Annotated in this window: 21 protein-coding genes; 12 read left to right on the forward strand and 9 right to left on the reverse strand. The window is 65.1% G+C overall.

Features of this window, described 5'->3' with window-relative positions; translation table 11 throughout:
* Positions 1-48: 48 nt before the first annotated feature.
* From GA0061098_RS11550 to GA0061098_RS11560, 3 genes are all read left to right on the forward strand, one after another.
* Entirely contained in the window at positions 49-1,146 is a 1,098-nt protein-coding gene (locus tag GA0061098_RS11550) for a calcium:cation antiporter (RefSeq protein WP_091956447.1), read from the forward strand.
* Positions 1,147-1,171: 25 nt separating this feature from the next.
* Positions 1,172-1,456: a cupin domain-containing protein gene (locus GA0061098_RS11555; RefSeq protein WP_091956448.1), complete on the forward strand. Its 285-nt coding sequence runs from the start codon at positions 1,172-1,174 to the stop codon at positions 1,454-1,456.
* 92 nt (positions 1,457-1,548) lie between these two features.
* Positions 1,549-2,505: a hypothetical protein gene (locus GA0061098_RS11560; RefSeq protein ID WP_091956449.1), complete on the forward strand. Its 957-nt coding sequence runs from the start codon at positions 1,549-1,551 to the stop codon at positions 2,503-2,505.
* Positions 2,506-2,530: 25 nt separating this feature from the next.
* Here GA0061098_RS11560 and GA0061098_RS11565 read toward each other — a convergent pair whose 3' ends face one another.
* Together GA0061098_RS11565 and rpsU are read right to left on the reverse strand one after the other, a co-directional pair.
* Positions 2,531-3,181, reverse strand: a complete 651-nt coding sequence (locus tag GA0061098_RS11565; protein WP_091956450.1) for a tetratricopeptide repeat protein — start codon at positions 3,179-3,181, stop codon at positions 2,531-2,533.
* A gap of 272 nt (positions 3,182-3,453) precedes the next feature.
* On the reverse strand, positions 3,454-3,750 hold the full coding sequence (rpsU, locus tag GA0061098_RS11570; protein WP_008546194.1) for a 30S ribosomal protein S21: 297 nt from the start codon (positions 3,748-3,750) through the stop codon (positions 3,454-3,456).
* Between the two features lie 262 nt (positions 3,751-4,012).
* On the opposite strand from rpsU, the gene aqpZ reads away from it, so the two are divergent.
* Positions 4,013-4,735 carry an aquaporin Z gene (gene aqpZ, locus GA0061098_RS11575; RefSeq protein ID WP_091956451.1) on the forward strand — a complete coding sequence of 241 codons (723 nt, stop codon included), beginning with the start codon at positions 4,013-4,015 and terminating at the stop codon, positions 4,733-4,735.
* A gap of 46 nt (positions 4,736-4,781) precedes the next feature.
* Here the strand turns inward: aqpZ and GA0061098_RS11580 are convergent, their stop codons facing one another.
* The gene (locus GA0061098_RS11580) at positions 4,782-5,888 is read right to left on the reverse strand and encodes a 5-(carboxyamino)imidazole ribonucleotide synthase (protein ID WP_091956452.1); all 1,107 of its coding nucleotides are present in this window, start codon (positions 5,886-5,888) and stop codon (positions 4,782-4,784) included.
* Complete coding sequence (gene purE / locus GA0061098_RS11585) at positions 5,885-6,373, reverse strand: 5-(carboxyamino)imidazole ribonucleotide mutase (protein WP_018317812.1); 489 nt, start codon at positions 6,371-6,373, stop codon at positions 5,885-5,887. The genes GA0061098_RS11580 and purE overlap by 4 nt, the downstream gene beginning before the upstream one ends.
* Positions 6,374-6,514: 141 nt before the next feature.
* Between purE and GA0061098_RS11590 the strand changes: the two genes are divergently transcribed.
* Complete coding sequence (locus tag GA0061098_RS11590; protein WP_208610640.1) at positions 6,515-7,237, forward strand: GGDEF domain-containing protein; 723 nt, start codon at positions 6,515-6,517, stop codon at positions 7,235-7,237.
* Here the strand turns inward: GA0061098_RS11590 and GA0061098_RS11595 are convergent.
* From GA0061098_RS11595 to GA0061098_RS11605, 3 genes are all read right to left on the reverse strand, one after another.
* Complete coding sequence (locus GA0061098_RS11595) at positions 7,234-7,485, reverse strand: hypothetical protein (protein WP_091956454.1); 252 nt, start codon at positions 7,483-7,485, stop codon at positions 7,234-7,236. The genes GA0061098_RS11590 and GA0061098_RS11595 overlap by 4 nt on opposite strands.
* Before the next feature lie 23 nt (positions 7,486-7,508).
* Positions 7,509-7,727 carry a hypothetical protein gene (locus GA0061098_RS11600; protein WP_028140284.1) on the reverse strand — a complete coding sequence of 73 codons (219 nt, stop codon included), beginning with the start codon at positions 7,725-7,727 and terminating at the stop codon, positions 7,509-7,511.
* Positions 7,728-7,849: 122 nt separating this feature from the next.
* Positions 7,850-8,056, reverse strand: a complete 207-nt coding sequence (locus tag GA0061098_RS11605; protein WP_008546179.1) for a YdcH family protein — start codon at positions 8,054-8,056, stop codon at positions 7,850-7,852.
* 329 nt (positions 8,057-8,385) lie between these two features.
* Between GA0061098_RS11605 and GA0061098_RS11610 the strand changes: the two genes are divergently transcribed.
* Entirely contained in the window at positions 8,386-8,565 is a 180-nt protein-coding gene (locus GA0061098_RS11610; protein WP_026201910.1) for a YdcH family protein, read from the forward strand.
* Positions 8,566-8,738: 173 nt separating this feature from the next.
* Here GA0061098_RS11610 and GA0061098_RS11615 read toward each other — a convergent pair whose 3' ends face one another.
* Positions 8,739-9,842: an NAD(P)/FAD-dependent oxidoreductase gene (locus GA0061098_RS11615; RefSeq protein WP_091956455.1), complete on the reverse strand. Its 1,104-nt coding sequence runs from the start codon at positions 9,840-9,842 to the stop codon at positions 8,739-8,741.
* Between the two features lie 202 nt (positions 9,843-10,044).
* Here GA0061098_RS11615 and GA0061098_RS11620 point away from each other — a divergent pair, with 202 nt between their 5' ends.
* From GA0061098_RS11620 to GA0061098_RS11645, 6 genes are all read left to right on the forward strand, one after another.
* A complete protein-coding gene (locus GA0061098_RS11620) occupies positions 10,045-12,732 on the forward strand; it encodes a sensor domain-containing protein (protein ID WP_091956456.1) in 2,688 nt (895 codons plus the stop codon).
* 139 nt (positions 12,733-12,871) lie between these two features.
* Positions 12,872-14,332 (forward strand): glycerol-3-phosphate dehydrogenase, encoded by a 1,461-nt coding sequence (locus GA0061098_RS11625; RefSeq protein WP_091956637.1) that lies wholly within the window; start codon positions 12,872-12,874, stop codon positions 14,330-14,332.
* A 74-nt stretch (positions 14,333-14,406) separates the two neighbouring features.
* The gene (locus GA0061098_RS11630; RefSeq protein ID WP_091956457.1) at positions 14,407-15,579 is read left to right on the forward strand and encodes an ABC transporter ATP-binding protein; all 1,173 of its coding nucleotides are present in this window, start codon (positions 14,407-14,409) and stop codon (positions 15,577-15,579) included.
* A complete protein-coding gene (locus GA0061098_RS11635) occupies positions 15,576-16,490 on the forward strand; it encodes an ABC transporter permease (RefSeq protein ID WP_091956458.1) in 915 nt (304 codons plus the stop codon). Before GA0061098_RS11630 ends, GA0061098_RS11635 begins: the two co-directional genes overlap by 4 nt.
* Positions 16,491-16,494: 4 nt before the next feature.
* Positions 16,495-17,307, forward strand: coding sequence for an ABC transporter permease (locus GA0061098_RS11640; RefSeq protein WP_091956459.1), 813 nt, complete (start codon positions 16,495-16,497; stop codon positions 17,305-17,307).
* A 16-nt stretch (positions 17,308-17,323) separates the two neighbouring features.
* The gene (locus GA0061098_RS11645; protein ID WP_091956460.1) at positions 17,324-17,821 is read left to right on the forward strand and encodes a DUF6622 family protein; all 498 of its coding nucleotides are present in this window, start codon (positions 17,324-17,326) and stop codon (positions 17,819-17,821) included.
* On the opposite strand, the gene GA0061098_RS11650 is transcribed toward GA0061098_RS11645, so the two are convergent.
* The gene (locus GA0061098_RS11650) at positions 17,822-18,814 is read right to left on the reverse strand and encodes a hypothetical protein (RefSeq protein ID WP_091956461.1); all 993 of its coding nucleotides are present in this window, start codon (positions 18,812-18,814) and stop codon (positions 17,822-17,824) included.
* Positions 18,815-18,898: the final 84 nt, after the last annotated feature.

Genomic DNA, 18,898 nt, shown 5'->3' on the forward strand with positions numbered 1-18,898 from the left:
CTGCCGGCCGATTTGCTACTGCTCGTATTGAGTGATTGGAGCCGGTAGATGAGCGCGCATAGTCCGATGCCCCGGTCGGCCTGGATCTTTCCGGCGCTGGCCGTGCTGTTGTTCGCAGCCGTCAGCGCGACGGGCTACGTCTTCACGCTGTCGCTCGGCGGGCTCGGCTTCGCCATCGTCCTTCTGGTTATCCTGTTCGGCACGGTGTTCGCCGCGGTTCATCATGCCGAAGTGATCGCCGAGCGGGTCGGCGAACCCTATGGCACGCTGGTGCTGACGCTCTCGGTGACCGTCATCGAGGTGGCGCTGATCACCACGATCATGCTGGGCGACAAGCCCGCCCCGGAACTGGCGCGCGACACCGTGTTCGCCGTGGTCATGATCGTCTGCAACGGCCTCGTCGGGCTCTGCATCTTCATCGGCGGCCTGCGCTATCGCGAGCAGGGCTTTCAGCTCTCGGGGGCCAACGTCTATCTCAGCGTCCTGTTCGCGCTCGCGACCATCACGCTGATCATGCCGAACTACACGACCACCGCGCCGGGGCCGGTCTATTCGGCGGTTCAGCTCGGTTTCGTCGACGTGGTCACGCTCGCGCTGTACGGCGTGTTCCTCTACACCCAGACCGTGCTGCACAAGGATTACTTCGTCCATGAACGGGCGGACGGCGGCAGCGGCGAGGCGCATCTGTCGGGCCGGATGTTGGTGGTCAGCGTCGTGCTGCTGCTGATTGCGCTGCTGGCAGTGGTGCTGCTCGCCAAGAAGTTTTCGCTGGTGGTGGACGCCGTCGCGGCCAAGATCGGCGCGCCGCCGGCCTTTGCTGGCCTTCTGGTCGCCCTTCTGATCCTGATGCCGGAAGGCGTCGCGGCCGTATCGGCGGCCCGCAAGAACGACCTCCAGAAGAGCATCAACCTCGCGCTCGGCTCGTCTCTCGCCACCATCGGGCTGACCATCCCGGCCGTCGGGGTCGCCACCTACGCGCTCGACAAGGAGCTCACGCTCGGCCTCAGCGCCCAGGGCAGTGTGCTTTTGCTCCTGACCTTCTTCCTGAGCATGCTGACCTTCGGCACCGGCAGGACTAATGTCCTGTTCGGGCTGGTCCATATGGTGGTATTTGCCGTCTACGTGTTCATGGTTTTCGTGCCCTGACGCGACGTCCCAGGAGAGGTTCCAGATGCTTGCCGCCAAGTCCGAGGTCCAGGTCGACAACGAGGAGGTCCGGGTGACCGAATGGCGGCTTCCGCCCGGTGGCGCCACCGGGCATCACACCCACGGCATGGACTATGTGATCGTTCCCGTCGTCGCGGGGGAAATGACCATCGTGGCGCCGGGCGGCGAGCGGTCCAAGGCGCAGCTGGCAGCCGGGAAATCCTATTTCCGCAAGGCGGGCGTCCAACATGACGTACTTAACGAAACCTCAACCGAGATCGTGTTCCTTGAGATCGAGCTAAAGCCGTAGGTCCGGCCTTAACACTTGCCATCGATACGTCGCAGTTGATCCCTTACAATGCCCCAAAGTTCCCGCATCAGATCGCGCGGGGAGTGGCCGGAATGCTGAAATACTTCGCTAAAATCTCGATGGATATTTTCCCCTCGGTGCTCGCGACGATCATCGGGGCGTACATCGTTAACCACTACATCAACGCCAAGCCGGCGGCTGATGCCCCTGCGGCCGTTGTGGCCCCTGCCGAGGCCGGAAAGAACGGCAAGCCCGCCGATGTCGCCAATCTCCCTGCACCGGGCGTCAAGGCCAAAGGCATCCCCGAGAAGAGCGTGACGGACAAGCCGGCGGCCGAAAAGGCTGCCGATCAGCCGTCCGCCGAGCACAAGGCTGCGGATGTGGCCCCGGCCGAGGCCAGCCCGCGTGGTAAGCCGTCGGCGCGCGAGAAGGCGGTCGCCAAGTCGACCCCGGCCGCCAGCACGCCTGCTCCCGCCGCTCCGGTGGTCGAGGCCAATTCGGCGCCGGCTGCCGCGGCTCCGGCCCCCGACGCCAACGACCTCGTGCGTGCCGCGATCGAGCGCCTGCGCAAGACTCCTGAGGGCAAATCTTCCGAGGGCAAGTCTTCCGAAGGAAAGTCGTCTGCCGAAACCAAACCTGCCGAGGTTAGGCCGTCCGAGACCAAGTCAGCCGAGAGGCCGACTGAGCCTGCCGTGCGGGAAGCCGCCCGCACGCCCGAGGCCCCGCGGGTCGTCAGCATGGAGCCGGCTACGGTCCGTCCGCTGCCGCCGCCGATCACGGTATCGACGCCCTCACCGGAGGCCTACGGCAAGGATGGCTCCTCGCCGGCCAATCCGCCCTACACGGCCTCGGTCGGCAACGATGATCCGAATCGGATGACGCCGCCGGCTGACATTCCCGTGCCGGTGATCGCGCCACCGCTCGATCTGCGCGCCGACGCCGGTGGCTCCATGCCGCGGCCGAAGAAGACCAATGTCGCCGACGAGATGCTGTCGGGCATGAAGTCGATGTTCCACTCCGTTCTGCCGAAGGGCGCCACCCCCGATTAAGACGGCGCCGGCGCCGTCAAAACCGTCAGCCGCCGACGCGGGCAAGACCGCTGCGCGCGGCGTCGTCGCGTGGGCGAAGCGAGACAGCCCTGGTGTAGGACGCCGCCGCCTTGGCCCTGTCGCCCAGCCGCTCATAGGCCTGTCCGCGCGTGGTCCAGACCTGCGCGTTGTGCGGATCGGCCTCGGAGGCCTCGTCCAGATCGGCCGTGGCCTCCTTGACCTTGCCGAGCGCGAGATAGCTGGTGGCGCGGCCGAGCAGCGGCTCGACCTTCTGGGGGTTGAGTCCGCTCGCAGCACTGAAATCTGCGATGGCGAAGTCGTGCTGATTGTTGCCCTGGTAGATCAGGGCACGGCCATACAGCGCCTGCGCATTGTAGGGATCGAGCCCGACCGCGCGATTGAACTCATCGAGCGCTGCCGCGACCTCGCCTGACTTGGCCAGGGATTGGGCTTTTGCGGTGTGGGTCTGAGCTTCGGTGACGTTGCCGGCGCTCACCGCGCTCTCGGCGGGCGCGGCCGCCTTGGGGGCCTCCTGCGGCTTGTCCTTCTCCGGCATCAGCGATCCCAGATCGAAGGAGCAGCCGCACAGCGCAATCCCCATCAACGCCAGCGCGAACGGCGGCCGCCAGATCGGGCGTCGCCGCGCCAAGCCGCGCTGGGGGAAGGGGAAGGCCATCTACGATTCGCTCGGGCTAGAGCATGATCCGGACCCGAAGGGCCACGTTGGCGAAAAGTATGCAGCGGTTTTCCCTCGCGACAAAGGCCGAACGCGCTTGCGTAGAGATCAAGGTCAAACAACAAACTAAAGCGCGACGACGTTCAATCCAAATCTCATCGCGTTTGCGTGCCGCATCCATGGTGCCCAGCTCAGAAGGGCAGCGCGCACAAACAATAACGCGGGCCAAAGGCCCGCGTTATCGAAACTGAAATCTCGCAAAAATCGGTAAATCAGCGCGGTCCGCGCGGACCTGCACCGGGGCCGCCACGACCGCCGCGATCACCGCCGGGACCTGCGCCGAACACCGGCTTCGGCTTCATCGGCAGCAGGCCTTCGCGCTGCAGCTTCTTGCGGGCCAGCTTGCGCGCGCGGCGCACGGCTTCGGCCTTTTCGCGGGCCTTCTTCTCGGAGGGCTTCTCGTAATGACCGCGGAGCTTCATCTCGCGGAAAATTCCCTCGCGCTGCATCTTCTTCTTCAGCGCCTTGAGGGCTTGGTCGACATTGTTATCGCGAACGAGAACCTGCACGCGGCATCCTCTTCAGTGGATCGGATTTGAATTCTGGTAAGACGAAGGGGATGGCGAAAACGCGCAAGCCCTTAACCTTGAGGGCGCGGATGTATCAGACAAATCCCGGGATGTCCACCGGACAAGCGAGTATTCGGGCCAAGTTCAGCCATTAAATGAGGCGAAAATACCTCTGTGCGGCCCTGATTTGGGCGATTCGACGCCAGGGATGGGGCCGTTTCCGGAGCTTTGTTCCGGAATCTTTGAAAGCAGGGGACGACACATGGATATCAAGAAATACGCCGCTGAAGCCATCGGCACCTTCTGGCTCACATTCGCAGGCTGCGGAAGCGCGGTGATCGCTGCCGGGTTCCCGCAGGTCGGAATCGGTCTGGTCGGTGTCTCCCTCGCATTCGGACTGAGCGTGGTCACCATGGCCTATGCGATCGGCCATATCTCCGGCTGCCATCTCAACCCGGCCGTCACGGTCGGTCTTGCCGCCGGCGGGCGTTTTCCGACCGGGCAGATCCTGCCCTATGTGATCGCGCAGGTGGCCGGCGCGATCGTGGCCGCCGGGCTCCTCTACGTCATCGCGAGCGGAGCTCCCGGATTCGATGTCAGCAAGGGCTTCGCATCCAACGGCTATGATGCGCATTCGCCCGGCCAGTACAGCATGATCGTGTGCTTCCTCACCGAGGTGGTGATGACCATGATGTTCCTGTTCATCATCATGGGCGCGACCCATGGCCGCGCGCCCGCAGGCTTCGCACCGCTCGCGATCGGGCTCGCGCTGGTGATGATCCATCTCGTCAGCATCCCCGTCACCAACACCTCGGTGAACCCGGCGCGCAGCACGGGCCCTGCGCTGTTCGTCGGCGGTTGGGCGACGGCGCAGCTCTGGCTGTTCTGGGTCGCACCGCTGATCGGCGGCGCGCTGGGCGGGGTGATCTATCGCTGGCTCAGCGAGGAGCCCACGGGCGTCGTCGCAGGCGCGAAGACGGCCTAAAGCGGTTTCGAGCGGAGCGGGATCGCAGCTCGAAGCTGCGGTCCCGCTACTTGCCTTTCGTCGGCCGGACTTCGGTGACGTGGCCCATCTTCCGGCCGGGGCGCGGCGCACCCTTGCCGTAGATGTGCACGGTCGCGCCCGGCACGCTCAGCCACTTCTCGTAATCGTTGATCTCGTCGCCGATCAGATTGGTCATGGTGACGATTTCGCCGTGGCGCACGGGCTTGCCGAGCGGCCAGCCGGCGATGGCGCGGATGTGCTGCTCGAACTGAGAGACCGACGCGCCGTCGAGCGTCCAGTGCCCGGAATTGTGCACGCGCGGGGCGATCTCATTGACCAGCACCTTCGGGCCGGTGCCGTTGGCGAGCACGAACATCTCGACAGCGAGCACGCCGACATAGTCGAGCGCGCTTGCGATCTTGCCGGCGATGCTGCGTGCTTCCTCGGCGAGCGCAGCCGGGATCGGCGCCGGCGCGCGCGATATCTTCAGAATGTGGTCGCGGTGCTCGTTCTCGGTGACGTCGAAACACTCGACCTGGCCTGTGACCGAGCGTGCGGCGATCACGGAGATCTCGCGCTCGTATGGCACGAAGGCTTCCAGGATCGCCGATTTGGTCGCGAGGCTGGTCCACACCTTGGCGATATCGTCGCCCTCGCGGATGATGGCCTGGCCCTTGCCGTCATAACCGAAGCGGCGGGTCTTGAGCACGGCCGGAAGGCCGATCCTGGCGATCGCCTCGCGCAGCGAGGACACCGAGGTGACGTCGGCATAGGCCGCAGTGCCGATGCCGAGCCGCGTCACGAAATCCTTCTCGGCGAGTCGGTCCTGGGTGGTCTCGAGAATCTTGCGGTTGGGCAGCACGGGTCGGCGCGCGTCCAGCACCATCGCGGCGGCCGATGGCACGTTCTCGAATTCGTAGGTGATGACGTCGACGTCGTTGGCGAACAGTTCGAGCGCCTCGACGTCGGCATATTCGGCGCAGGTCGCGTTCAATACGACGTCGAAGGCCGGCGAGTCCGGATCGGGCGAGAACACCTGACAGCGCAGGCCGAGCCGCGCCGCAGCCATGGCCAGCATCCGGCCCAATTGTCCGCCGCCGAGAATTCCGATGGTGTCACCGGGCTTCAGCTTCACCTGCCTGGTGTCGGTCACGCCTTGTCCTCCGGGCGCTCGGCGACCGCCTCGGTCTGCGCCTTGCGCCAGGCGGCGAGGCGATCGGACAAGGCCGGGTCGGACAACGCCAGGACGGCCGCCGCCAGCAGTGCGGCGTTGGTTGCGCCGGCCTTGCCGATGGCGAGGGTGCCGACCGGGATGCCGGCGGGCATCTGGACGATCGAATAGAGCGAATCGAGGCCTTTGAGCGTCTTGGATTCGACGGGAACGCCGAACACCGGGAGTTCGGTCAGCGCCGCCGCCATACCGGGCAGGTGCGCAGCGCCACCAGCGCCGGCGATGATGACCTTGTAACCCGCGGCCTTGGCGCCCTTGGCGAAAGCAAAGAGACGGTCGGGGGTGCGGTGGGCCGAGACGATGCGGGTGTCGGCGGCGACGCCGAGCGCGGCAAGCGTGTCGGCGGCATGCCGCATCGTGTCCCAGTCCGACTGGCTTCCCATGATGATGGCGATCGGCGCGGTCATGACGTTAATTGTGCCCGAAAAACAGAAAGATAGGCCAGATTAACGGTTCCGGCCGGCGGCTCGCAAGGCGGTGGCAAGGAGAAGGGAATCCACTATCCTGTCTTGGTGAATCCCCGCAAGCCTTCATTGAGCAGGATGCCCATGAAGAAACCAAAAAGGGCAGGCGCTGCGAAGGCCAAAAAGGGCCGGAAGACCAGCGCCGGCCGATCCAAAGCCGCCGCCAAACGGCTGACCACGCGTTCGGCGAGGCCGCCGGGGCGCGGCGCGTCGGGCGATGGGGTCACGGATACCGTCAGGGCGACGATCCGGGGCTTGCGGACCAAGCTCAAGGAGGCGCAGCGCCGTGTCGCGGAACTGGAAGCTGCGGCCGACACCGATTTCCTGCTGGAGATTCCGAACCGGCGCGGCTTCGAGCGCGAGCTCGCGCGCGCCATCGCCTACATGAAGCGTTACCGCGCCAGCGGGGCGCTGATCGTGCTCGACGTCGATCGGTTGAAGCCGATCAACGATTCGTTCGGTCATGGCGCCGGCGACGAGGTGCTCAAGGCGATTGCCGCCACGCTGACGCGGCAGGTCCGCGCCTCCGACGTGGTCGGCCGGCTCGGGGGCGACGAGTTCGCGCTGCTGCTGTGGAATCTCAGCGAGACCGACGCCAAGGCGAAGGCGGCCATCTTCGAGCAGGCGGTCGACGAATTGTCCTTTGTCTTTCGCGGCCAGGAGGTGACCGCGGGCGCCTCAGCCGGTGTCGCGCTGCTGGGGGCGCAGTCCGACGCGGGCCGCGCCCTGGAGGAGGCGGATGCCGCCATGTATGTGCGCAAGGCGCACCGGCGGCACGAGCCGCGGGTCAGGCTGGTCGGCAGCTAAAGCGCGCTGAGATATGGCGGTACGTTACCGAATTTCCGCAGCAATTTGGCGTCGCCAAACTCGCCGGTCAGGGGATCGCCGCTGCGGCTGAAGGCGACGGCGCCGATATGGCCGGCGCCGTGCGCCAGCATTTCCGCACGACGCAGGGCGGCAGCCGACGTCTGGCATTCCTCGGCAGCGCCCGCCACCGGCGATCCGTCCTCGTCGATCAGGAAGGGCAATGCAACGTAGTAGGTGACGTCGGGCATGGTCGGCTCCGATAGCTGACGGTTCAGGCGGCGCTGCTCTTGCTCCGCATCTTGCTGCGCGAGGTGTCCGGAATGCAGCCGGCGGAAATCGCCGCCTGCAATTCCTCCAGCTCGGCCTCCAGATATTCGTTGGCCATGATCAGCGCCTTGATGGTGCTGCGCAGATTGCCGTCGCACATCGCGATCGCCTGATCGCAGGCCTGTTCATAATGGCTGTTGTCGAGAAGGGCGGCTGTCGACATCTGCATTGTCCTTGTCAGTTGTCCTGGGCGTTTTCTGGGGGCGCTGGGGTCCTCAAATGTTCCTATTTTGTTCTTTTGGAGTCAAGCGGATTCATCCGCGCGAGGGAAAACCGGATCGCAGGTCAGGCGATGATGTCGGGGGTGATCTGGTCTTCGATGAACGCGATGCGGTCTCGTAACAACAGCTTGCGCTTCTTCAGGCGCTGTAACCGCAATAGGTCGGGGGCGGGCGATTGATGCAGTGCATCGATCGCCGCATCGAGATCTCGGTGTTCCTGCTGCAACCGGGTGAGCTCGGCTTCGAGCTCACGCTCGTCTTCATTGGTCATGTCTGCGGTGGCCGAAAACCGATAGGCGTGGGATTAAGGCTGTGGATGCCCTGTGGAAATTATCGTCCTTGCGCGGCGCGATCGCAAGCGATCTGCGACCATCGTTCGCCGATCTCCAGCGACATATTTCCGCTGATCGCTGCGGCGCTGCGCAAGCGCATTGATATCATGGATTTTTCCCGCGCGGTTCCTTTACTCACGCTTCGTTACATATGAATTTTCAAAAATGAAGCTGCGCCGGCGGTTACCCATCGACAGAACGAATCGCTGATGTACACTTCGGTGTCCGGATCGAATCCTGAGGTTCAACCCTACCGAGGAGGTTTCGAATGACAATTCAGGCACATCTCGTTGAATTGGAGCGGAAGCACAAACTTCTCGAAAACGAATTGCACGAAGCTCTCGTGCACCTTTCAACAGACGACCTGCAAATTGTTGAGTTGAAGCGCCGGAAGTTGATGGTCAAGGACCAGATCGAGCGTCTGAGGCACGGCGACACGCTCCACTAATAACCCCCGTAACAGCGTAGAGTTGAACGTACCCTTATCCCGCAGGGGTGAGAGCTTTTGCGCTCATCCCTGCAGCAAGGTGCGAAACCGTGCAGGAAGTTTGCGCGGTGTTTGGTTTTTGTCGCAACGCGTAGTCTTGCCGCGAACTGATATCCACGTCGCTCGAAAACGCTTCAGATGTCTGCGAGCTCGGCGACGTGATCTGCGATCGCGAGCGACGACGTCAGTCCCGGCGATTCGATGCCGAACAGATTGATCAGGCCAGCGACGCCGTGATCGCGCGGGCCCTGCATCAGGAAGTCCTGCGTGGCCACCGCGGGCGGTACGATCTTCGGCCGGATACCCGAATAGCTCGGCATCAACGCGCCGTCAGGCAGCGTCGGCCAGTATTTGCGGATCGCCGGGTAGAACCGCTCGGCGCGTGACGGGTCGACCTCGTAGTCGATCGTCTCGATCCACTCGACGTCAGGGCCGAAGCGCGCTTGGCCTGCCATGTCCAGCGTCAAATGCACTCCTAACCCGCCGGGTTCGGGCACCGGGTAGATCAGGCGCGAGAACGGCGCCTTGGCATTGCAGCTGAAGTAATTTCCCTTGGCGAGATAGGCGCGCGGAATTCGGTCTAGCGGCATGCCGTCGATGTTGCGCGCCACATTGGTCGCCGAGAGCCCCGCGGCGTTGACGAGGAGGCTGCATTGCAGCGTCATTGGCGCCTCGCCGCCGGCGTCGATCTCGATCAGGCCGTTTGCCGCCTTGGCGCGGATCAGCGGAGTGTGAAACGCGAACGCCGCGCCGGCTTCCTCGGCTTCGCCGCGCAGCGAGAGCATGTAGGCGTGGCTGTCGATGATGCCCGTCGATGGCGACAGCAGCGCGGCGTCGCAGGCCAGCGCCGGCTCCAGCGCGCGTGCCGCCTCGCCCGTGAGCTGCTGCATGTCGAGCACGCCATTGGCCTCGGCATGCGCCTTGATCGATTGCAGCTTCTCGGTCTCCTGCGGGCTGGTCGCGACGATCAGCTTGCCGCAATTCTTGTGCGGGATGCCGCGCTCGGCGCAGTAGCGGTAGAGCGCGTGCTTGCCGTCGACGCACATGCGCGCCATCCAGCTCCCGGCGCGATAGTAGATGCCGGCATGGACCACCTCGCTGTTGCGCGAGGAGGTGATGGTGCCGATCGCCTCGGCCTCTTCGAGCACGATGACCTCGCGTCCGGCCTGCGCAAGCTTTCGAGCCACCGCGAGCCCGACCACGCCGGCTCCGATGACGACGCAATCGACCTTATCCATGGTTGTGCAGGAGGTCCGCTGGAGGCGCCGGTGGCATCAGGCCTGGAGAGAATGCCGCGGGGCCATTTTCCGTTAAGGAAGAATTTATCATGTCAGGGCAATTGCCGCATTTCACGTCACATTTTTCTGTTGCGCGTACAGGCGTTTACCCGATCCAAACGCGTGAAGCCAGACAATCCGACGTTGAAATCGCGGGTGGCTGATGGCTGAGAAGAACTGGCACGAGGGCAGCACGCTTCCGATTGCTGTGCAGGCCGTTGTGTGCCTGGCCGGCACGGTTGCGCCCGCGCGCGCCTTTGCGCTGTCGGACAGCTTCGCCGCGCCGAGCTATCTCGGTCAGCTCGATCCCAACGTCGTCTGGGAAGTCCTGATCGCGGGCATCGTCGTCTGCGCCTTCCTCGCCGCGATCGTTCTGTGGATCCATTCCTCGCTGCGCCGGACCAGGCGCTTGCAGTTGCGGCGCAACGCCTTCGTCTCCTCCGCCATGAACAATCTCAATCAGGGCGTGGTGATGACGGATGCGCAGCGCCGCATCATCTTCTGCAACGACCGCTATCTCGATCTCTACGGCCTGATGCGGTCGGAACTCTGGGCCAATATGGACGGCTATGAGCTTCTCGAGCTCAGGCGCAAGCGCGGGGTGCTCGGCGGCATCTCCGACGACGAATTCTACGAGAAGGCGGCAAGCCACAACGGCCTGATCACCGAGCTGCCCGACGGGCGAGCCATCCTGGTGAAGTTTTTCGTGCTGCCGAACGGCGGCTCGGTGGCGACGCATCTGGATGTCAGCGAGCAGCGCAAGCTGTCGCGACAGCTCGCTTCCACCAAGCAATTCCTGGAATCGGTGCTGGACCATGTGCCGGCCTGCGTGGCCGCGAAGAACATCGAGGACGGCTGCTACATCTTCGCCAACAGCGCCTATGAGCGGTTCTGGGGGCTCTCGCGGGATCATGCCGTCGGCAAGAACGCACGCGAGCTGTTTGCGCCGGTCTCGGCAGCCAGTATCGAGGCGACCGACCGGGCGGCGCTCAACTCCCCGGACGGCCAGTTCCGTAACGAGTTCGAGGTCGACCGCGGCGGTGAGCGCCGCATGGTCGCCTCGATCCGGATCGTGGTCCGCAACGAGAGCAACAAGCCCGAGTTTCTGCTGCTGGTGTTCGAGGACATCACCGATCGCCGGTCGCTGTCGCAGGAATTGGAGAGCACCAAGAAGTTCCTCGAACTCGTGGTCGACAACATCCCGGTGGCGCTGATCGTCGAGCAGGTCAAGGACGGCCGCTATCTGCTCGCCAATCGCAGCGCGGAGACGATCCTCAACCGCCGGCGCGAGGAGGCCACGGGCCTGACCGCGTCCGACATCTTCAACCCCAAGGAAGCCAAGCTGATCATCGCGCGCGACGAGGCCGCGATCAAGAAACGTGGGATGATCACCGAGGAGCATCCGATCTCCACCAAGGACGGCCTGCGGCTGTTCCTGACCCGCCGCGCCACCGTGCTCGGCGATTCCGGCGAGCCGCAATACCTGATCAAGACCCACGAGGACGTCACCGACCGACGGCAGACCGAGTCGCGCATGGCGCACATGGCCTATCACGACGGCCTCACCGATCTGCCGAACCGCGCCGCCTTCCTTCAGGCGCTGACCCAGATGATCGAGGCCTGCGAAGGCACCGGCGAGGAGTTCGCCGTCCTCTGCGTCGACCTCGACGGCCTCAAGGAGGTCAACGACGTCTTCGGTCATGCGCTCGGCGACAAGCTCCTGATCGAGGTGGCCCAGCGGCTCCAGGACTCCGCCCGTGGCGGCGTGGTGGCGCGCCTGTCCGGCGACGAATTCGGCCTGATCATCGACGGCAAGCAGCCGGACGCGGGTCTTGCGCTGGCGCAGCAGATCGGCGACGCCGTCGCGAAGGACTTCCAGATCGACGGCCGGCCGGTCCGCGCCGGCGTCACCACCGGCATGTCGATCTTCCCGCACAATGGCGCTGACGGCGCCTCGCTGCTCGCCAATGCCGGTGCGGCGCTGTTCCGCGCCAAGCAGAAGTCGCGCGGCACGATCAGCCTCTACCAGCCCGAGATGGACCAGCAGATCCGCGACCGCCGCGTGCTGCACCAGGACCTGTCGGTGGCCATCAAGAACGGCGAGCTCTCGCTTGCCTTCCAGCCGCAGGGCGCCGCCGGCCACAGCGTCGCCGAGAGCGAGATCATCGGCTTCGAGGCGCTGGCGCGCTGGCAGCATCCGGTGCGCGGCCAGGTCTCGCCGGCCGAATTCATCCCGATCGCCGAGGAGAGCGGTCTGATCGTCGAGATGGGCGAGTGGATCCTGCGCCAGGCCTGCCGCGAGGCGGCGTCCTGGCCGAAGCCGCTCCAGGTCGCGGTCAATCTGTCGCCGGCGCAGTTCATGCACGGCGACGTGGTTGGCCTCGTCCATTCGATCCTGATCGAGACCGGCCTGGCACCCGGCCGGCTCGAGCTGGAGATCACCGAGGGCGTGCTGATCGAGGACTTCGACAGAGGCCTCGCGCTGCTGCGCCGCCTGAAGGCGCTCGGCGTGCGTATCTCCATGGACGATTTCGGCAGCGGTTACTCCTCGCTGAGCTACCTCCAGGCGTTCCCTTTCGACAAGATCAAGATCGACCGGGCCTTCATCACCAATCTCGGCCGCAATCCGCAATCGGCTGCGATCGTTCGCGCGGTGATCGATCTCGGCCACGGCCTCGAAATGTCGATCATCGCCGAGGGCGTCGAGACGGTCGAGCAACTCGCCTTCCTCGCCAAGGAGGGCTGTGACGGCGTGCAAGGCTATCTGCTCGGCAAGCCCCTGCCGATCGGGAAATATGCCGGGCTCGTCGGCCGCGCTGAAGTCATGGAGCTTGCGCTCAAGACCGGCTAGAGCGTTTTCGAGCGAAGTGGACGCCGGTTCGCGTCAAGAAAAAACCGTCAGAGTAGGAATCTAGAGCCCCGTTCCGATTTCATCGGAACGGAAATGGCTCTAGTGATGATGGGGCGCTTTGCTCCCATTCGACGGCTTCATGGCGGATTACGATCTCGCGATCATCGGCGGCGGCCTGAACGGTGTCAGCCTCGCGCGCGATGCGGCAGGCCGCGGCCTGCGGGTGATCCTGTTCGAGCAGGGCGATCTCGGCGGCGCGGCATCCTCGGCAACACCGCGGCTGATCCACGGCGATCTGTCGGTGCTGGAGCGGCGCAGGTTCCGGCGGGTGCGCCGGGCCCTGGCCGAGCGCCGGATCTGGCTCCGGATCGCGCCGCATCTGGTCCGGCCGATGCGCTTCGTGATCCCCGCGCATTCCGACGAGCGGCCGCCATGGCTGCTGCGCGCCGGCCTGTATGTCTATGACGGTCTCACGAACCGGGGCGGCCTGCCGCCATCGGCCACCCTCGACATCACGCATCATCCGGTCGGCAATGCGCTGAAGCGCCCGTTCGGCACGGCCTTCGAATATTCGGACTGCGTTGTCGATGACTCTCGCCTCGTCGTGCTGACGGCACTGGATGCCGCTGAGCATGGGGCGGCGATCCGGACTGGTGCGCGTTGTGTCCGTGCGGACAGAACCGACACATGGCGGCTCGCGGTGGTCGATCGCGGCCACCGCCGCACCATCACGGCGCGGGCGCTGGCCAACGCCACCGGCGGCTGGACGCCAATGGTCGCTGAGACCGTGCTGCGGCAGCCGCAGCCCGCGATGGCGGCCACGCAGATGAGCCAGATCATCGTGCCCAGTCTGTTCGACTCCGAAAATGTCTACGTCTTTCAGAACAACGATGGACGGCTGATCTTTGCCCGGCCCTTCGAGCGCGACTTTACGCTGATCGGCACGGTCACACACGCCTTCACCGGCGATCCCGCAATTGTGGCGATGCCGGGGGCCGACGTCGGCTATCTCTGCGAAGCGGCGAGCCGCTATTTTCGTGAGCGCGTCGCCCCGACCGACGTGGTCCGGACGGTCTCCGGCGTCAACCCGACGCTGGCGTCCGCGCGCGGCCGCGACGGCACGATGCTGTTCCATGCGCGCCGGCGCAAGGCGCCGCTGCTCACGATGTTCGGCGGCGACGTCACCACCTCGCGCCTGCGCGCGGAGTGGGCGGTGACGAAGCTGACGCCGTTCTATCCGATGTCGCCGCCCTGGACTGCCGGCGCCGCGCTGCCCGGCGGAGATTTTGCCTGGGACCGTTTCGACACCGAAGTCGACCTCGCGCGCGACCGCTGGCGCTTTCTGTCGGAGCCCGAGGCGCAGCGTCTGGTCGGGGCTTATGGGACGCGATTGCCGGCTGTGCTAGGCGAGGCGAAGACCCGCGACGAACTTGGCCCGGTGTTCGGCCCCGAGCTGACCGGTGCCGAGGTGCGTTATCTGATGGCTCGCGAATGGGCGCGCTTCCCCGAGGACGTCCTGTGGCGCCGCTCCAAGCTGGGCTTGACCATGCCTGCGGCGGACCGCGACGCGCTGGCGTCGTTCATGGCGAATGTGATGTGATCGATCTCTTCCGGCACGGTTGAGCTGGGGACGATCGGCGGCTAGCGTGCGGCGGAATCGGGGTTGGCAGGATCATGACGGACGAGTTGCCCAGAACAGGGGCCGCGGCTGATGCGGCCGGCGGAGATGCGCTTCCTGCGGCGGGCCAGCCGCTGCTGCGCATCGAGGGCGTTGCCAAAACCTTTGGCACCTTCCGCGCCGTGGATGGCGTCTCGCTCGACATCAAGGCCGGCGAGTTCCTTGCGCTGCTCGGCCCGAGCGGCTGCGGCAAGACCACGCTGCTGCGTATGCTCGCCGGCTTCGAGGCGCCGGACGAGGGCCGCATCCTGCTCGGGGACAAGGACATCGCGCAGGCGCTGCCGCATGAGCGCCCGATCAACATGATGTTCCAGAATTACGCGTTGTTTCCGCATCTGTCGGTACGCGACAACATCGCCTTCGGCCTGAAGCGCGCCGGCATGGCACGCGCCGACATCGCCGCCCGTGTGGCCGAGATGGTCGCCCTGGTGAAGCTCGAAGGGCTCGAGAAGCGCAGGCCGGATCAGCTCTCCGGCGGCCAGCGCCAGCGCGTCGCGCTTGCCCGCGCACTGGCGCGCCGCCCGCAACTGCTGCTGCTCGACGAGCCGCTCGCGGCGCTCGACAAGAAGCTGCGCGAGAATACGCAAGGCGAGCTGATGGAGCTGCAGCGCCGTCTCGGCATGACCTTCATCGTCGTCACGCACGACCAGGAGGAAGCCATGACGATGGCGAGCCGGATCGGCGTGATGAACGCCGGCAGGCTTGCTCAGGTCGCAAGCCCCCGCGAACTTTACGAAGCGCCGCGCTCGCGCTGGATCGCCGAGTTCGTCGGCGACGTCAATGTGTTCGACGGCGAGACCAGATTGCGCGACGGTCATCGTCTGGTCATTGGCACGCGTGATGCGGGTACGTTGGTGGTGGCCGAGCCGCGCGAACCGGTCGGTGCGGGAAAATTCTCGATCGCGATTCGTCCCGAGAAGATCAAGTTGTCGCGCCGCGCCCCGGTGAGCGAAGTCGGTCGTGAAACCACGATCAACATCATAGACGGCGTGATCGCGGACATCTGCTATCTTGGCGGCACCACCACCTACAAAGTGAAGCTCGATACCGGCGGAATCGTCCGGGCCTCTGTCGCCAACAGCGCGCGTCTGGACGTCGACGCCTATAGCGTGGGCCAGCAAATCGTCGCCTGGTTCACGCCCGATGATTGCGTGGTGCTGCCGTCATGAGCTCCCGCCGCATCTTCGCGCGCCCGGCGCGCTTTGCCGCGATCGCGCCCTATGTCTGGATGGCGCTGTTCTTCCTGGTGCCGTTCGCCTTCGTGCTGAAGATCAGCCTGTCGCAGACGGCGATCGCGCAGCCGCCTTACGAGCCGGTATTCGACCTGACCGCGGGGTGGGATGCGCTCAGGGCGGCCTTTGCCGCACTGTCGATCGACAATTTCAAGCTGCTCGTCTCCGACGACATCTATGTGTTCGCCTATGTGCGCAGCCTCACCGTCGCTCTGACCGCGACGGCGCTGCTGCTGCTGATCGGCTATCCCATCGCCTATGGCATGGCGCGGCTGCCGAAGAGCTGGCAGGCGGTGGCGATGGTGCTGGTGATCGTGCCGTTCTGGACCTCGTTCCTGATCCGCATCTATGCCTGGATCAACATCCTCCAGCACGACGGCCTGCTGAACCAGATCCTGCTGGCTCTGCACCTGGTCGGCCAGCCCGTGGTCTGGCTTTCCACCGACAGCGCGATGTATATCGGCATCGTCTATTCCTATCTGCCGTTCATGATCCTGCCGCTCTACGCCACGCTCGCCAAGATGGAGCCAGCGCTGGAGGAGGCGGCTGGCGATCTCGGCGCGCCGCCGTGGCAGGTGTTCTGGCTCGTCACCTTCCCGTTGTCGCTGCCCGGCGTCGGTGCCGGCGTGCTCTTGTGCTTCATTCCCATCGTCGGCGAATTCGTCATTCCGGACCTTCTGGCCGGCTCCAATTCGCTGATGATCGGCCAGACCCTGTGGCTCGAATTCTTCACCAACAAGGACTGGCCGGTCGCCTCTGCCGCCGCCATCGTGCTGCTGCTGGTGCTGCTGGTGCCGCTGCTGCTGTATGAGCGGCTCCAGAAGCGGCAGCTGGAACAGGGGCGCTGACGCGATGCGCAAGGTCTCGCGCCTGTCCCGTTTCAACGTCGCCTCGCTCGCGCTGGGGCTGGCGTTCCTTTATTTGCCGATCCTCATTCTCGTCATCTATTCCTTCAATGCCTCGCGGCTGGTGACGGTGTGGGGCGGCTGGTCGCTGCGCTGGTATCACGAGTTCTTCAATGACCGCGCCATGATCGAGGCGGCCTGGATGAGCTTTCGCGTCGCGGTCTCCTCCGCGACCATCGCCACGCTGCTCGGCACGCTCGCCGCGGTCGCATTGTCGCGCGGTGAGCGCTTCCGCGGCCGTACGCTGTTCTCCGGCATGCTCTACGCGCCGCTGGTAATGCCCGAGGTGATCACGGGCTTGTCGCTGCTGTTGTTGTTCGTCGCGCTGAACGCCGAGCGCGGCTTCTGGACGGTGACGATCGCCCATACCACGCTGACGATGTGTTTCGTCGCCGTGGTCGTGCAGTCCCGCCTCGGCTCGCTCGACCGTTCGCTGGAGGAGGCGGCGATGGACCTTGGCTGCGACCCGGTGCGCGCCTTTCTTTCGGTGACGCTGCCGTTGATCGCTCCCGCGATCGTCGCGGGCTGGATGCTGGCCTTCACGCTGTCGCTGGACGATCTCGTCATCGCGAGCTTCACGACCGGGCCGGGCTCGGCGACCTTGCCGATCCGGATCTATTCCGAGGTGCGGCTGGGCGTGAAGCCGGAGATCAACGCAATCTGCACGCTGGTGATCGCCCTGATCGCGGTGGTCATCGTGATCGCCTCGCTCGCCTCAAAACTGTCGAGCTCGCAGGGCGAGAGCGCGGCGCCGCTGTAAGCCGAGGAGGGCGACCATGACGATGGCCTACCAGATCCTGACCCATACGCCGCTCTGGGTCTGGATCTTGCTCGCTTATCTCGTCTGGCAGGGTATCCAATCGATGCAGCCACGCACGACGCCGATCTGGCGTGCGCTGATCCTGCCGGTCGTGTTCATCGTCTGGGGGGTGTCCCGGATCGGCTTCGGGCCTCAGGGCAGTGCGTGGCCGCTGATGGCGTGGATCGCGGCCGCGCTGGCACTGCTGCCGCTGGGCGTGCTGACGCCGCGTCCTTTCGACGTCGATCACAAGACAGGTGAGATGATCCGCCCGGGCAGCGCGTTTGCCCTGATCCGCAACCTTGTCGTGTTCTCGCTGCAATATGCGGTCGGCGTGATCTCGGCGATAGACGCGGCCGACCGTGCATTTGCGATGATGTTCGGCCGCGCCGTCTCGGGCGCGACCGCCGGCTACTTCATCGGCTCGACGATCGCGCTGGTGATTGCCTATCGACGAAAGCGCGCCCTCGGATAATCAGCGCGACCGGGGCGGACGTTTCGAGCCTCTGGTGCCTGTGGGGCGCGGCCGCGTTGCGGTGGCTGCGACGGGGGCGGCATACCGCGCGCGCACTGCGCCCTGCACTGCCGCCCCGAGCTGCCGCAGCGCCAGGGCGTCGAGCGGAAATTCCAGCAGGATATGGATCAGGCTCAGCGCCAGCAGGAAGGTGAAACCGAACGCGTAGTCGTAGAAATAGAGCGCGGTGGAAGCTGCGCTGGCGGCGGCCATCGCCGCCAGCCGCGCCTTCGGGACTGCGGTCCAGCGGATCACGTCGGCTTTGATGAACCAGTTGAGGTAATGATAGGTGTAGACGAAGGCCAGCAGGCTCGTCAGCCTGGTGTCGAGGACGAGGCCGGGCACGCCGAACAGCCGGCTGAGCGCCGGGCCGACATTGCCGAAATAATCCTGTCCGACCCGGGCAAAGCTTGCGATCCGGATTTCAGCGGTTGGCGGCAGCAGCAGGATCGTAGCAATCGCGACGAGGTAGACAGCCACCAGCGCAGCCTGGACGCGGCTGCCGGATCGGTGCGCGCCGAGCACCATGAAGATCAGCGTGAACAGCGAGACGTGGATCAGGGTCGGAATCAGGATGCCGATGACCGCGAGCGAGGACCCGCTCGAATACATGAGCGCGGACAGGGCGAGTGCCGTCATGAACAGCAGCATGCTCTCGATCGCCGAGGTGGTGGCCGCTAGCATGGCGCAGACGATCAGCGCGCCCCACATCGCAAAACCGAACCAGGAGGCGTTGTCGATCAGGGCCGCGATCACGGCGATGATTGCGAGGGCTGCCGCAATCCCGCGATGTGGCAGGTAGTAGCTGCGGTCGTGCAGCCACGAAATCTCGGTGAAGTAGTGCGCCGGGCCGAGCACGACATAAGCCAGCAGCAACAGCTCGAACGGCATCAGATAGGCTGCCGCGAGCGCCAGCAGCATCAGGCCGAGATGGATCGCGTCGTTGCTGCGCATGATGCCGTGCCCTGCATTGGGGCACGGAGGTTAGAGCAGGCGTGGACAACCCGCAATTGTCCACGTTGTCGCTCGAACGTCCTG

Source organism: Bradyrhizobium shewense (genome assembly GCF_900094605.1).
Lineage (GTDB): Bacteria > Pseudomonadota > Alphaproteobacteria > Rhizobiales > Xanthobacteraceae > Bradyrhizobium > Bradyrhizobium shewense.